This window comes from Aequorivita antarctica, assembly GCF_007997155.1.
GTDB classification, from domain to species: Bacteria; Bacteroidota; Bacteroidia; order Flavobacteriales; family Flavobacteriaceae; genus Aequorivita; species Aequorivita antarctica.
In genome coordinates this window covers 289473-304502 of record NZ_VORT01000004.1, presented here as the reverse complement: position 1 = coordinate 304502, position 15030 = coordinate 289473, and the positions used below count along the sequence as shown (strand labels likewise).

General features: G+C 37.8%; 11 protein-coding genes. 7 read left to right on the top strand and 4 right to left on the bottom strand.

The window, feature by feature from the left end; all coding sequences use genetic code 11:
* Positions 1-15 precede the first annotated feature (15 nt).
* Positions 16-666 carry a rhomboid family intramembrane serine protease gene (locus ESU54_RS07815; protein WP_111844708.1) on the bottom strand — a complete coding sequence of 217 codons (651 nt, stop codon included), beginning with the start codon at positions 664-666 and terminating at the stop codon, positions 16-18.
* A 93-nt stretch (positions 667-759) separates the two neighbouring features.
* Here ESU54_RS07815 and ESU54_RS07810 point away from each other — a divergent pair, with 93 nt between their 5' ends.
* Complete coding sequence (locus ESU54_RS07810) at positions 760-1635, top strand: lysophospholipid acyltransferase family protein (RefSeq protein WP_111844707.1); 876 nt, start codon at positions 760-762, stop codon at positions 1633-1635.
* Here ESU54_RS07810 and glmM read toward each other — a convergent pair whose 3' ends face one another.
* Together glmM and ESU54_RS07800 are read right to left on the bottom strand one after the other, a co-directional pair.
* The gene (gene glmM / locus ESU54_RS07805) at positions 1636-3057 is read right to left on the bottom strand and encodes a phosphoglucosamine mutase (RefSeq protein WP_111844706.1); all 1422 of its coding nucleotides are present in this window, start codon (positions 3055-3057) and stop codon (positions 1636-1638) included.
* Between the two features lie 68 nt (positions 3058-3125).
* Positions 3126-4196 carry an acyltransferase family protein gene (locus ESU54_RS07800; RefSeq protein ID WP_111844705.1) on the bottom strand — a complete coding sequence of 357 codons (1071 nt, stop codon included), beginning with the start codon at positions 4194-4196 and terminating at the stop codon, positions 3126-3128.
* Positions 4197-4236: 40 nt separating this feature from the next.
* On the opposite strand from ESU54_RS07800, the gene ESU54_RS07795 reads away from it, so the two are divergent.
* The 6 genes from ESU54_RS07795 (at position 4237) to ESU54_RS07770 (ending at position 14347) form a co-directional block, all read left to right on the top strand.
* Complete coding sequence (locus ESU54_RS07795) at positions 4237-4821, top strand: acyl carrier protein phosphodiesterase (RefSeq protein WP_111844704.1); 585 nt, start codon at positions 4237-4239, stop codon at positions 4819-4821.
* Positions 4818-6530 carry a gamma-glutamyltransferase gene (gene ggt / locus ESU54_RS07790; protein ID WP_111844703.1) on the top strand — a complete coding sequence of 571 codons (1713 nt, stop codon included), beginning with the start codon at positions 4818-4820 and terminating at the stop codon, positions 6528-6530. Before ESU54_RS07795 ends, ggt begins: the two co-directional genes overlap by 4 nt.
* Positions 6531-6816: 286 nt before the next feature.
* Complete coding sequence (locus ESU54_RS07785) at positions 6817-7830, top strand: hypothetical protein (protein WP_111844702.1); 1014 nt, start codon at positions 6817-6819, stop codon at positions 7828-7830.
* 90 nt (positions 7831-7920) lie between these two features.
* Positions 7921-10752, top strand: coding sequence for an excinuclease ABC subunit UvrA (gene uvrA, locus ESU54_RS07780; protein WP_111844701.1), 2832 nt, complete (start codon positions 7921-7923; stop codon positions 10750-10752).
* A gap of 76 nt (positions 10753-10828) precedes the next feature.
* Complete coding sequence (locus ESU54_RS07775) at positions 10829-11518, top strand: LOG family protein (protein ID WP_111844700.1); 690 nt, start codon at positions 10829-10831, stop codon at positions 11516-11518.
* Between the two features lie 69 nt (positions 11519-11587).
* Positions 11588-14347, top strand: a complete 2760-nt coding sequence (locus ESU54_RS07770; protein WP_235004585.1) for a metalloprotease — start codon at positions 11588-11590, stop codon at positions 14345-14347.
* A gap of 75 nt (positions 14348-14422) precedes the next feature.
* Here the strand turns inward: ESU54_RS07770 and pncA are convergent, their stop codons facing one another.
* Positions 14423-15028 (bottom strand): bifunctional nicotinamidase/pyrazinamidase, encoded by a 606-nt coding sequence (gene pncA / locus ESU54_RS07765; RefSeq protein WP_111844698.1) that lies wholly within the window; start codon positions 15026-15028, stop codon positions 14423-14425.
* Positions 15029-15030: the final 2 nt, after the last annotated feature.

The window sequence follows — 15030 nt, the reverse complement described above, 5'->3', positions numbered from 1 at the left end:
TTTCTTTTCTCTTCTTTATATTTTTCCTAGTTTATGCATAATGAATAAAATAATTAATGGAATAGCCAGTAAAACAACAATCCACAAGCTGGTTTCAAACAAATAAGGAGCAAACAAAAGTGTTAAAACATATCCGCCTAATGCTCCTCCAATGTGGGCATCGTGACCAATATTCCCCAATCTCTTTTTCATTCCATAGATAGAATACAACAAATATGCCATTCCAAAAAGCCACGCTGGAATGGCTATTGGAATAAAGAAAAGATACAGCCCCATATTTGGGAAGAAAAGTATGGCCGAATACAAAATGCCCATCACCGCACCACTGGCACCAATAGCACTGTAGTGGTATTCATCTTTGTGAAAATAGAATGAGAGAAGGTTTCCCACCAAAAGGCTAGCAACATAAATGATTACAAAATAGGTTACGCCCACGCTCATAATTACAACATTTGCGAAAAAATATAATGTAAGCATATTAAACAGTAAATGTGAAAAGTCTGCATGTAAAAAAGCAGAACTAAACATTCTAATATGTTCACCTCGACGGATTCCCGCGATATTGAATTTATATTTCTCAAAAAAAGAAAAATCATTAAAGCCTTTCAGGGAAATTATAACATTTGCGGCGATGATTATTATAGTTGCAATATGTAGATTTTGCATTGTGATAAAGGAGTTATTGGATTATTAATTTTTAATGAATTTTGAATTCTAATTCTTGCAATAAATTTAATTAGTTTTGCGGTAACAATTCCTATGCAAAGATTGCTTTATATACTGGTTTATCCAATTCTTTGGTTACTTTCTAAACTGCCAATGGGTATTTTGTACTTTAAATCTAGTGCGCTGTATTTTCTGGTATATTATGTTGTTGGCTATCGCAAGAAAGTCGTGAAGGACAATCTGGCTTTGGTTTTTCCTGAAAAAACACAGGAAGAAAGAAACCGAATAGCACGACAATTCTTTAAACATTTGTGCGATATTATTTTTGAAACCATAAAGTCATTCACTATTTCTGAAAAAGAAATCCGTAAGCGTTTTGTGGTTACAAATGTTGAAATACTTGATAAATATTACCAAGAAAACCGAAGCATCCTACTAATGGCAGGACATTACGGTAATTGGGAATGGAGCGGTATTTTAAACAAGTTAATGCAACATCAAGCCCACGCTGTTTACAAACCTTTAGACAGCAAACAATTTGATGCTTTGGTAAAAAAGACTCGGGAGCACTTTGGCGGCATCATTGTGAGCAACAAAAAGATTGTCGGCGTGCTTTTTAGAAAGTGGAAAAAAGGAGTCAAAACGCTAACTTACATACTTTCAGATCAAACCCCAAAACTAGGCGCTTTCAAACACCGCGACACGTTTATGGGAATAGATGTTCCAATGTTTACCGGAACTGAAGAATTGGCCAAAAAGCTCGATTTCGCTGTACTTTATTTAAAAGTTGAAAAAGTAAAACGAGGCTATTACATGGCAACTTTTGTTCCATTGGCAGACAACCCAAAAGAATACCCTGATTTTCAAGTAACCCGAATGTTCTTTGATGCTTTGGAAAACCAGATTCGCGAAAAGCCTGAGTATTATTTATGGTCGCATAAACGGTGGAAGCTTCGGAAAAGGGATTAATTACAATCCAGCAACTGCTTTTATTTCCCCAATAATCCTATCCGCCAAAACATCTGCCTCTTCCTGGCTTTTTGCTTCAGTATAAATCCTGATAATTGGCTCCGTGTTTGATTTCCGAAGATGTACCCAGTTTTCTGCAAAATCAATTTTTACACCATCAATCGTGTTTATGTCTTGCACCTTCGCTGAAGCTTCGGTGGCACGCAGGTCAGAAGCATATTTTGCCTCCATAGCTTTCAAAATGGCATCAACATCCAACTGTGGTGTTAATTCAATCTTCTTTTTGCTCATAAAATAAGCGGTATATCTTTTCCGAAGTTCGCTCACGGCAATTTTTTCTTCAGCTAAAAAGCTTAAGAACAAAGCAATTCCCACCAAACTGTCGCGACCGTAGTGAAGCTCAGGATAAATAATACCACCGTTGCCCTCACCTCCTATTACGGCGTTGGTTTCCTTCATTTTTTCTACCACATTTACTTCCCCAACGGCGCTAGCAGTATAAGTTCCGCCGTGCTTTTCGGTAACATCGCGTAAAGCTCGAGAAGATGACATATTGCTCACCGTATTTCCTGGAGTATTCTGTAAAACATAATCGGCAACGGCAACCAGCGTATATTCTTCACCAAACATTTCACCTTTCTCATCTATAAAGGCAAGTCGGTCAACATCAGGATCAACAGCTATTCCGAAGTCGGCTCGGTTTTTTACAACACTTTCCATCAGATCGCCCAAGTGTTCTTTTAAAGGCTCAGGATTATGCGGAAACTCCCCGTTTGGGGTGCAGTGCAATTTTACAGGTTCCACGCCCAAAGCTTCTAAAAGTAAAGGCACGGCAATTCCGCCAGTGGAATTAACAGCATCCACAATCACTTTAAACTTGCATCGTTTTATTGCATCAGCTTTCACCAAAGGCAGGTTCAGTATTTCGTCAATATGCAAATCGATATATGCATCATTTTTATGGATTTCGCCCAGATTATCAACTTCAGCAAATTCAATCGTTCCGTTTTCGGCAATGTCGAGGATTTGCTGCCCTGCTTCTGAATTTAAAAATTCACCTTTATTGTTCAACAATTTCAGAGCGTTCCACTGTTTTGGGTTGTGACTTGCGGTAAGTATAATTCCGCCATCGGCGTGCTCCAATGCAACGGCTACTTCAACCGTTGGCGTTGTGGAAAGATTAAGGTCTATCACGCTAATCCCCATCCCGATGAGCGTGTTCATTACCAATTGCTGCATCATTTCACCTGAAATCCTCGCGTCACGGCCCACGACCACTTTATAAGTTTCTTTATTGCGTTGTTGTTTTACCCAGCTTCCGTATGCTGCGGCATATTTTACAGCATCAATTGGAGTTAAGTTTTCGCCTTGCGTCCCGCCAATAGTACCGCGGATTCCTGATATAGATTTAATTAGTGTCATTTCCTATTGTTAATGTTTAATGTTAATTGTACTTCGTACTTCACATTTCGTATTTCGTACTTCAAAAGTCATTTTCTAAATTTATTTTTCAATTTTAAAAAGTAAAGCTCAAAGTAGGTGTAAGACAAATGAGCAATTAAAAGTGTGCCTGCGAAGGTAAGCAGGTGCATTAAAATTATGGTTAAAGTTTCATTAAGGTTTTGGAGCACTTCCAATTTCAAAAACAAAAATACAACAGCATTTAAAACTATAGCGTGAAACATATAAATTCCGTAGGAAATACTTCCGAAATGATTCAATATTTTATTGTTCACTTCAACTCCTCTACTATTAAATGCCAGTGAATGGATAAAAAATGCGAATAGCAAACAAGTGAATAAAGCCCGAAACCACATAGGTTCAAATAGAAACCAATCTGTTACAAAATAGAGCAAAGTCGCAATGCAAATCAGTAATGGAAAAACTGCCGAACGCTTCAAAAATTCCAACTTTTTCTTTTCTTCAAGAATAGCAATAACCCCGCCTGAAAAAAGGTAGAAAAACACAAAAGTATATTTCCGAAGCATTTCAAAAACATCGGACCAATAAAGGATGAAATAACCAATTAACAATACGCTTAAAACCCGCAAAATCCATTTCACATTTATGAAAAAAAGCAAAGGTGCAATCACGAGATAAAATTGCTCCTCAATCCCGATGGACCAAAGAATTTCAAGTATCCCGCCAGGTTCGTATATTTTCGCAAAGACATTCGGAAGAAAGAAAACGTTGTATAAAAAGGCTTCTTTCCAAGTGTAGTTTATTTCAAAAGGAATATTCAAAAAGGGTAAAATCACATTGTAAAAGAGCAGTCCGAAGCCCAAAACAAGATAATAAAGCGGAAAAATTCGCAGAATTCTTCGAATATAAAAATCTTTTATGGAGAAAGCATCCCGCTTTTTGGCACGATAAATAAGTCGAATTATCAAAAATCCGCTCAATACAAAAAACATATAAACTGCCTCCAACCCACGGTGATAGATAGGAAGTCCATCAAAATAAGGTAGGCCCTGATTTGCGGAAAGTTGGGGTAAGTGAAATAGCAACACGAAGGAAGCGAGAAAAAACCGCAGTGGGTCCAAATTGGGTAACCTATTCAATTTTCAGTTTTTACAGTTCAAAAATACATATATTTATTGAATGAATTTTTTAGCCCACATCTATCTCTCTGGTGAAAATGAAAGCATAATCATTGGCAACTTTATAGCCGATGGCATTAAAGGAAAACGCTATGAAAAGTTTCCTCCGTCCATTGCAAAGGGAATTTTACTACACCGCGGCATAGACACCTTTACTGACGCTCATCCCACCGTGCACCAAAGTACGGCGCGACTTCACAAAAATTACAGTCATTACAGCGGCGTGATTGTAGATATATTATACGACCACTTTTTGGCAAAAAACTGGAGCAAGTATTCAGACCAACCTTTGGATGAATATGTTCAGGATTTTTATGAATTGCTTCGGAAAAATTTCACAATACTCCCGGCGCGAATCCAACGAATGATGCCTTATATGATTGCTGATAATTGGCTGCTAAGCTATGCCACCGTTGAAGGAATCAGTAAGATTTTGGCGCAAATGAACGTCCGTACAAAAGGTGTTTCAAAAATGAATTTAGCCGTGGCAGAACTCGAAGAATATTACGATGAATTTGAAGCCGAATTCACTTCTTTTTTCGAAGAACTTAGGACTTTTTCCAAACAAAAACTTATAGAATTATGAGATATGTTTCTTTTTTGCTTTTAATACTTGTGTTGATTTCCTGTAAAGAAAAGCCACAGGCCCAAACCCAAGTAGAACCTCCAAAAATTGAAGAAAAAGGTGTGATTGCCGATAGTGCCATGGTTGTTTCTGCGCGTGCGGAAGCCTCAAAAATCGGTACGGAAATTTTAAAGATAGGCGGCAATGCTTTTGATGCGATGATTGCCACACAAATGGCTTTGGCTCTAACGCACCCAAATGCTGGCAATATTGGCGGTGGCGGATTTATGGTTTACAGAACCGAATATGGAGAAATCGGTTCCTTGGATTTTCGAGAAAAAGCGCCCATAGCTGCCTCAAGAGATATGTATTTAGACAAAGAAGGCAATTTCATTCCAGAAAAAAGCACTGATGGCGGTCTGGCTGTGGGTGTTCCCGGAAGCATTGCAGGCATTTTCGCAGTTCACGAAAAATTTGGATCACTTCCTATGGAAATTCTCCTAAAACCTGTGATAGAGCTTGCCAAAAAAGGTTTTATAATTACTCAAAAACAGAAAGCTCGTTTTGATGAGTACAAGGAGCAATTTGAAAAAACAAACGGCAAGTCTTCCATTTTTACTGAAGTTTATCAAGAAGGTGATACTTTAAAAAATGTAGCACTAGCCAATACCCTCTCTAAAATTGCAAAAAATGGTCGTGCGGAATTTTATTCTGGTGAAACGGGAAAGATAATGATTGATTTCTTAAAGAAAAAAGGAGGAATTATTACTCAAAAAGACTTGGATGCTTATGAAGCCATTTGGCGCGAACCACTGATTTTTAAATATAAAGATGTAAAATTAATTTCCATGGCACCGCCCTCTAGTGGCGGAATCTGTTTGGGGCAGATTTTAAAAATGGTAGAACCATTTCCACTTTCTGAATACGGCCATAACTCACAAAAATATATTCAAGTTTTGGTAGAAGCAGAAAAACGTGCTTATGCAGACCGAAGCGAATATTTAGGCGATCCTGATTTTATTGATATTCCAGTAGACTCATTGCTTTCCGAAACTTATCTTTCACAGCGTATGAAGAATTTTTCATTAGAAAAGGCAACACCCTCCGAAGAAATAAAACCTGGGAAAATAAGTGGTTATGAAAGTATGGAAACCACCCATTATTCCATCGTTGATAAATTCGGAAATGCAGTTTCAGTTACTACAACCCTTAACGCTTCCTATGGTTCAAAACTTTATATTTCGGAATTGGGTTTTTTCCTAAACAATGAAATGGACGACTTTAGCGCCAAACCTGGAACGCCAAATATGTTCGGTTTGATTGGCGGAGAGGCAAACGCTATTGAACCCCAAAAAAGAATGCTAAGCTCTATGACACCCACAATTGTTGAAAAAGACGGAAAGTTATTAATGATTTTGGGAACACCGGGTGGCTCCACAATAATTACTTCGGTACTGCAGACATTTTTGAATGTTTATGAATTTAAAATGAATATGCAAGAAGCTGTAAATGCCCCGCGTTTCCACCACCAATGGATGCCTGATGTGATCTTACTGGAACAAAAAGGTTTTCCTACAGAAGTTTTAAAAGATCTTGAGACAAAAGGATATCTTTCAAATAGCGAAATATTACCGGAAATTGGTAATGTGGATGCTATTTTGATCTTGCCAAGTGGTAAACTTGAAGGGGGTGCCGATAATCGTGGTGATGATACAGCAGTAGGTTATTAAATTAAAACTTTAATGCACGCTTAATCGAAATGTTGTGCATTACGTCGAAAGGTGTATATTTGGGCAATTAAAAAGGTTAGATTTGAGGGAATTAACCAAGGATTTTTACAAAATTTAGATTGAGACCTTTTGAAAAAACTATTTATTTCTTCTATTGCAGAAACATATATAATCTTTTCTTTATCTCTTGTTGCAGAAATTAATTATTTCATTTTTCTGTAATAAATTTCTATTTCAAAAAATCCCCGTTTTATTGCCTTTTCGCCAATATGGCGTTGTTTAGCCTATGAGAAGTAAATTTGTGTTCAAGGATTTGTATTCCATTATCACTTTTGTGATAAGTGGTGCAATCTGTGTAGGGCTTATTTTTCTACTCTACGACAAATACCTAAACACCCTTGGTTTTGAAGAAAATTTAAAGAAACTTACCGGTATTTATATTGGGGTCAGTGGTTTTTTATCAGCGATTTTAATGGTTTTTTTGGCTACTTCTGCAATGAACCAAAAATCCTATAAAGCCAAAATAATTCACAAAATAAGCAAGACAACACAAAAAATGCACAATTTCCGAACAATTTCGGAAATCTTGTTCAACTCAGATATTTGGCTTCCGGGTCTAAAGGATTACATGGAGAAAGATTACTCAAATCTCAGCTATTTTGATGTAAAGGAGTTTTATAAAGGCAAGTCAAAATTGGCTATTGAATTTCTCCAGGAAACACATCATTTTGGCGAAACCGAAAATCTTTATATGGAATTGAAATCGCTATTGATGACAGATCCAAAAGAAAAGCAAATTCCAGAAACTATAAATTATCCAGTTTTTTATAACAACAATATTATAGAGAAATGGGTGGAACACAAATGTGGGTCTGGCTTGTGGTATGTTTTTGGCTATAAATTTGGAAATTACAAAGAATCGCTAAATTTGGATGCCGTTTTTGAACGCCACAGAGAAAAAATTCTAACCCTTGCCAACACAATAGACAATGATGTGTTTGAAAAATCCTCGTTTAATGAAGTTTTTTTCTCAAAACTGTGGGAGTATCTAACAAAAGATGTAATCCCTAAACTCTCCCAATTTCAAAGCCACATAGACAGGAAAACACCGCGATTGATTTATTACTTGTACATTGTTTTCTTACTGCTAATAGTTTTTGGCGTATTGGTTCCAATTACTTATTTGATGCTCAATTTTTCAGTCCTAGCTGTCATTGTAAGCTATTCCATCGTAATAAGCACAATTTTCTATGTTGCTATTACATTTCATATTTTTCTTTCTAAGGAAGTAAATCGCTAAAGTTTTAAGTCTGATTTTTCATTAAAAATTAACACCTACGGGATGCCATGCATTCTTTATTTTCCATTCTATTGAGTACCTTTGCAAGCTATGTCAAAAAATGAGGATTATATTGAAGTTTTGGGTGCGCGCGTCCATAACTTAAAGAACATTGACGTTCGTATTCCACGAGAAAAATTAGTAGTAATCACAGGCCTTTCGGGCAGTGGGAAATCCTCTTTGGCGTTTGATACTATTTATGCCGAAGGACAACGCCGTTATATTGAAACTTTTTCGGCTTATGCACGTCAATTTCTCGGAAGCTTGGAACGTCCCGATGTCGATAAAATTGAAGGGCTTTCGCCTGTAATTGCGATTGAACAAAAGACTACAAGTAAGAGTCCGCGTTCCACCGTGGGTACCATTACCGAAATTTATGATTTTCTTCGCCTATTCTACGCCCGAGCAAGTGATGCATATAGCTACAACACAGGCGAAAAAATGGTCAGCTACAGCGATGAGCAAATTAAGCAGCTCATTCTAGAAGATTTCGCTGATAAAAAAGTGAGCATCCTAGCTCCTGTTGTACGCTCCCGAAAGGGGCATTATCGCGAGCTTTTCGAGCAGATTGCAAAACAAGGTTTTCTGAAAGTTCGTGTGGACGGCGAAGTGCGCGATATTGTAAAGGGAATGAAAGTGGATCGTTACAAAACCCACGAAATTGAAATAGTAATTGATAGACTGAAAGTTTCAGAAGGAAATGATAACGACAAACGGCTTTCCGAAACCATAAACACCGCAATGTACCACGGCGATGATGTGTTGATGGTGCTTGACAATGACACCGATGCAGCCCGCTATTTTAGCCGTTCTCTGATGTGTCCATCGTCAGGGATTTCATATCCAAATCCAGAGCCAAACAATTTTTCGTTCAATTCCCCAAAAGGGATGTGCCCTAATTGCAAAGGGCTTGGTAAACTTTATGAAGTCAATCTAAACAAACTAGTTTCAAACCCGAAACTTTCCATAAAACAAGGGGCTTTGGTTCCACATGGGACGCAAAAAAATAACTGGGTTTTTAAACAGTTGGAGCTTATTGCGGAACGCTTCAATTTTAAAATGAGCGACTCCTTTGAAAGTATTCCTCAGCAAGCAAAAGACGTTATCTTTTTCGGCGGAAATGAAAAATTCGAAATCGAGTCTAAAACTTTGGGCATCACTCGAAACTATAAAATTGATTTTGAAGGCGTTGCTACCTTTATCCAAAATACATTTGATGCCAACGAATCCACTTCCCTAAAACGTTGGGCCAAGGAATACATGGACAAGATTCCTTGTCCTGAATGTAACGGAACACGCCTTCGAAAAGAATCACTTTACTTTAAAGTGAATAAAAAAAACATTGCCGAACTCGCCCATATGGACGTTGTGGAACTGGCAGAATGGTTTAAGAATCTCGAAAAAAATCTTTCCGAAACACAGTTAAAAATTGCTTCGGAAATCATAAAAGAAGTCCGCTCACGACTTCAGTTTTTGGTGGATGTTGGCCTAACCTATTTGGCTTTGGACCGCAGTTCAAAATCACTTTCTGGTGGCGAAGCGCAGCGAATTCGCTTAGCAACACAAATCGGTTCGCAATTGGTTGGCGTGCTTTATATTTTAGACGAGCCCAGTATTGGTCTACATCAACGCGACAATGAACGATTAATTTATTCACTGAAGCAATTAAGAGAAATCGGCAATTCGGTAATTGTGGTGGAACACGATAAAGAAATGATTGAAAGTGCCGACCATGTTATTGACATTGGGCCTGCTGCAGGAAGGCATGGTGGCGAAATTGTTTCAGAAGGAACTCCCGAGGAAATAAAGAAGCACGATACCCTTACAGCGGATTACCTAAACGGAAAAAAAGAAATAGAAATTCCGAAGAATCGCCGAAAAGGAAACGGTAAAACGCTAACGCTGAAAGGTGCTTCAGGAAACAATTTGAAAAACATTTCTGTTCAATTTCCTTTGGGAAAAATGATTGGTGTTACAGGTGTTTCGGGGAGCGGAAAAAGTACGCTCATCAACGAAACCCTCTACCCTATTTTGAATGCGCATTTTTTCAACGGTGTAAAAAAACCGATGCCTTACAAAAAAATTGAAGGGCTTGAGAACATTGACAAAGTAATAGACATTAATCAATCACCCATCGGTAGAACACCGCGGAGTAATCCAGCTACTTATACGGGCGTCTTTTCCGAAATACGGAATCTTTTCGCCAAAACCTCTGAAGCGATGATTCGCGGTTACAAACCCGGTCGTTTTAGCTTCAACGTTGCAGGCGGTCGCTGTGAAACTTGCAAAGGTGCTGGTTTAAGAGTAATTGAGATGAATTTCCTTCCCGACGTTTATGTGGAATGTGAAACCTGCCAAGGCAAACGTTTCAACAGAGAAACTTTGGAAATTCGTTATAAGGGAAAATCAATTTTTGATGTTTTGGATATGACCATCAACGAAGCCGACGATTTTTTTGAAAACATCCCGAAAATCCACCGAAAAGTTAAAACCATAAAAGACGTTGGGCTCGGTTACATTACGCTGGGCCAACAGTCCACAACGCTTTCCGGTGGCGAAGCACAACGTATTAAACTGGCAACAGAACTTTCCAAGCGAGATACTGGAAATACTTTTTATATTCTGGACGAACCCACAACAGGACTTCATTTTGAGGATATTCGCGTATTGATGGTTGTATTGAACAAATTGGTAGAAAAAGGCAATACTGTACTTATTATTGAGCACAATTTGGACGTTATAAAAACCGTTGATTATATAATAGATATTGGCCCTGAAGGTGGAAAACAAGGTGGGAAAATAATGGCTTTGGGCACACCCGAACAAATTGCCGACGACAAAAAAAGCTATACCGCCCGGTTCCTTAAAAAAGAATTACATTAGCAATTATCGATATTAAAATTCAAGGTTCAACATTAAAAAACCTTGAATTTTAAATTTAGAACTTTGAATAAAAAAAATGAGAGACGAACAAATACCGAAAAACTGGAATCAAGTAAAAACAAATGACTCCTGGGCCATTTTCAAAATAATGGGAGAGTTTGTCGGTGGTTATGAAAAAATGAGTCGGATTGGTCCCTGTGTGTCCATATTTGGCTCTGCCCGTACAAAACCCGATAATAAATATTATAAATTGGCAGAAAGTATTGCCAAAAAAATAACCGAAAATGGGTATGGAGTAATTACGGGTGGTGGTCCTGGAATTATGGAGGCTGGAAACAAAGGCGCACACCTAGCTGGTGGGACTTCCGTGGGTTTGAATATTACACTTCCTTTTGAACAACACGACAATCCATACATTGACAGCGATAAAAGCATTGATTTTGATTACTTTTTTGTGCGAAAAGTAATGTTCGTAAAATACTCACAAGGATTTGTGGTGATGCCGGGAGGCTTTGGAACGCTTGATGAATTATTCGAGGCATTAACACTGATTCAAACTCATAAAATTGATAAATTCCCCCTGATACTTGTAGGAACCGAATTTTGGGGAGGACTTTTTGAATGGATAAAAACAACGCTTTTGGAAGCGCATAATAATGTGGGAGCAGAAGATTTAGAACTAGTTCATCTAGTTGATACAGAAGATCAGGTGCTCCAAATATTGAATGATTTTTACAACGAATACAACCTAAGCCCAAACTTTTAAATTCCTCAAAACTTCTTGATAATCCGAACCCTTTTATATAGCATCTTTTTTTGTTTGACTATTCAAGCAATGGCACAGCACACTCTGAAAATTGATGCCACCCTGAACCCTTCGCAAAAAACGCTTAGCGTTAAACAGCAAATTACTTATAAAAACAATTCGGAAGATACTTTAAAGGAAATCTATCTTTTCGACTGGGCAAACAGTTTTTCGTCCAAAACCACACCTCTGGGCAAACGTTTTGCCGAAAATTATGAAAGTGCATTTCACTTTGAAAAAAATGAAGACCGAGGAAGAACTGATATCGAAAAAATTTATAACAACTCCTCTGTTCCATTGCAGTGGCAACGGGGCGAAGCTGTTGATATTTTAAGAATTATCCCAGAAATTCCAATAAAACCAGGAGATAGCTACACCTTCAATTTGGAATACACTGTAAAAGTTTCCGACGATCGGTACACGCGCTATGGGGTAAATAAAATCAATGATTACATATTGCGCTATTGGTATATTGCACCGGCCGTTTACGATGGCGAATGGCAGGTTTATAGCAATAAAAACACAGACGATTTATTTTTGACACCTTCGGAGTTTTCAGTTTTACTCCATCTGCCGAAGCATTATATCGTTACTTCAGATTTTGATGTGGTTTCTGAAAACATTTTAGGAAATATAAAAACCACGGAGTTATATGGGAAAGATCGTACAAAAGCGGTTTTATACTTTGAGAAAAATCCAGATTTTGAAACCATTGAAACCGATAAACTAAAAATAATAACCAATCTTCAAAATAGCAAAGTAAATCCGCCAGTGCAAGCGCTAATGATAGATCGGGTTGTTCGTTTTTTAGACACTAAACTTGGCCCTTATCCTTTTGATAAAATAGTTATAAGCGAGAATGACTACAAAACCAATCCCGTTTATGGGCTTAACCAGTTGCCTAGCTTCATCAGTCCTTTTCCAGATGGTTTTGAGTATGATATGGAACAGCTGAAAACCATAACCCGCCATTATATAGACAATACTTTGGTGCTCAACTCCAGAGACGATTATTGGTTGCAGGATGCGTTGCAGATTTATTTGATGATGGAATATGTGGACACCTATTATCCTAAAATGAAGATGATAGGAAATTTGAGTAACTGGTGGGTCATCCGTTGGGCGCACCTTGCAGACCTTGAGTTCAATGACCAATACCCGATGCTTTATTTTAACATGGCCCGTGCAAATATTCACCAGTCTCTGACCACTCCCAAGGATTCTTTATTGAAGTTTAATATGAATATTGCTACAGGATACTACGGAGCAAGTGGCTTAAGGTATTTGGATAATTATTTGGGCGATGACATTTTGAATAGAAGTATAAAAGATTTTTATGCTGAAAAAAGACTGAAACCCATTAAATCTTCAGATTTTGAAGCATTTTTATCGGAACAAACTGACCTTCCAATTAATTGGTTTTTTGAAGATTTTGCAGACACTCGAACCACGATAGATTTTAAAATAAAAAAGGTTAAAAAGAAGGGAGATTCTTTAGAAGTTTTCATCAAAAACAACCGAAAGACAGAACTTCCCGTTTCATTGTATGGACTCAACAAAGATGAAGTTGTTTTTAAAACTTGGACAAAACCCATAGATAGTGTTTTCTCCATTACCATACCTTCAGCAAACATCAGGAAGTTGGCGCTGAATTACGAAGGAGAAATTCCAGAATTCAATCGCAGAAATAATTTTAAGTCCGTAGATGGCTTGTTGAACAAACCTTTACAATTCCGGCTTTTTCAAGATGTAGAAGACCCGAACTACACACAGTTTTTCTTTATGCCAATTTTTGAGTACAATCTTTATGATGGTGTTTCGGCAGGACTTCGACTTTACAACAAAACAGTTCTGCCAAAAGCGGTTCATTATAGTTTGGAGCCACAATTCGGTTTTCGCTCCAAAACACTTGTGGGTCGAGCATCCGTAAGTTATACCCAAAGAATAGATGAAGGCACTCTTTACGCTATGCGTTATGGTTTTTCGGGGAATTACTATTCTTACGATCGCGGATTGTTCTACAAACGTTTTACACCCTATATCACTTTTGCCTTCAGGAATGGTGATTTGCGGAATAATGAAAAACAATTCATCAATATCCGTAATGTAAACGTATATCAAGATGAGGACCCAAACAATCCAGAGCAAGAACCAAACTACAGCGTTTTTAACTTGCAATATGTGTATTCCAATCCCAACCTAATCAATTATTTTAGGAGTGTAGTAGATTATGAAATCTCATCTAAGTTCAGTAAGGTTTCTGTGAATCTTGAATATAGAAAACTCTTTTTGAGCAATCGCCAATTGAATCTACGGTTTTTTGCCGGTGCCTTTCTTTTTAATGATACGCGCGAAAATGAAGATTTCTTCAGTTTCGCTTTGGATCGTCCCAACGATTATCTTTTCGATTATAATTATTATGGACGAAGTGAAGACTCAGGACTTTTCAGCCAACAGTTAATAATTGCTGAAGGAGGGTTTAAATCTCAACTAGAGCCAGCGTTTGCTAACAGTTGGATAACGACCGTTAATGCAAGCACCAATATTTGGAAATGGATCTACGCTTATGGCGACGTAGGACTCATTCACAATAAGGCTCGCGGCACTAACACCGTTTTTGACAGTGGAATCCGACTCAGTTTGGTTGCCGACTATTTTGAGCTTTATTTCCCTGTATATTCTAGTTTGGGCTTTGAGCCAAACTTGCCGCATTATGATGAAAAAGTTCGGTTTATCGTAACCTTAAGCCCGAAAACTCTATTGGGACTGTTTACGCGAAGATGGTATTGATGAGAGTCTCACGATTGTGTATTAAAAATTTGAGAAAACCATCGCGAACTCTTGAATAGCCTAAAATAAAAAAACCTAAATTTCCTCCGAAGTAATAAACTGAATTCCTAAATGGATCAATTCTTTTTTGATTTCTTTAAAACCCTCTAAATCCAAAGCTTGGGTAGCATCTTCTATAAAAAAGCAGGCAAAACCTTCTTTAAAAGCGTCATAAATGGAGTAATAAACACAAATATCTGCAGCCAAGCCACAGAAAAAAAGCTGGCTGGCACCTTTCTCTTTCAGATATCCAGCAAGACCAGTAGATTTTAAATGTCCGTTATCATAAAAAGCACTGTAGCTATCTATTTTTGAATCCGTTCCTTTTCGAAAAATCGCTTCCCATCTTTCAGTTTGGAGATCTGGGTGAAAAAGCGCCCCGTCGGTATTTTGAACACAATGGTCCGGCCATAAGGTTTGTGGTTTTCCCGCAACCTCAATCTCTTCAAATATTGACTTCCCTGGATGGTTTGAAGCAAAACTAATATGATTCTGTGGATGCCAATCTTGGGTTGCAACCACCAAATTAAATTTGTCCTGAATTCTATTTATTACTGGAACTATTTTATCGCCATCCGGAACGGGAAGAGATCCACCGGGCATAAAATCGTTTTGCGCATCTACAATAATTAAGGTTTTCATTT

Bases quoted from the DNA above. Each gene is read 5' to 3' on its own strand.
- glmM (WP_111844706.1), bottom strand. From the start codon at position 3,057: ATGACACTAATTAAATCTATATCAGGAATCCGCGGTACTATTGGCGGG.
- ggt (WP_111844703.1), top strand. From the start codon at position 4,818: ATGAGATATGTTTCTTTTTTGCTTTTAATACTTGTGTTGATTTCCTGT.
- ESU54_RS07775 (WP_111844700.1), top strand. From the start codon at position 10,829: ATGAGAGACGAACAAATACCGAAAAACTGGAATCAAGTAAAAACAAAT.
- ESU54_RS07770 (WP_235004585.1), top strand. From the start codon at position 11,588: ATGGCACAGCACACTCTGAAAATTGATGCCACCCTGAACCCTTCGCAA.
- ESU54_RS07815 (WP_111844708.1), bottom strand. From the start codon at position 666: ATGCAAAATCTACATATTGCAACTATAATAATCATCGCCGCAAATGTT.
- ESU54_RS07795 (WP_111844704.1), top strand. From the start codon at position 4,237: ATGAATTTTTTAGCCCACATCTATCTCTCTGGTGAAAATGAAAGCATA.
- ESU54_RS07810 (WP_111844707.1), top strand. From the start codon at position 760: ATGCAAAGATTGCTTTATATACTGGTTTATCCAATTCTTTGGTTACTT.
- uvrA (WP_111844701.1), top strand. From the start codon at position 7,921: ATGTCAAAAAATGAGGATTATATTGAAGTTTTGGGTGCGCGCGTCCAT.
- ESU54_RS07785 (WP_111844702.1), top strand. From the start codon at position 6,817: ATGAGAAGTAAATTTGTGTTCAAGGATTTGTATTCCATTATCACTTTT.
- pncA (WP_111844698.1), bottom strand. From the start codon at position 15,028: ATGAAAACCTTAATTATTGTAGATGCGCAAAACGATTTTATGCCCGGT.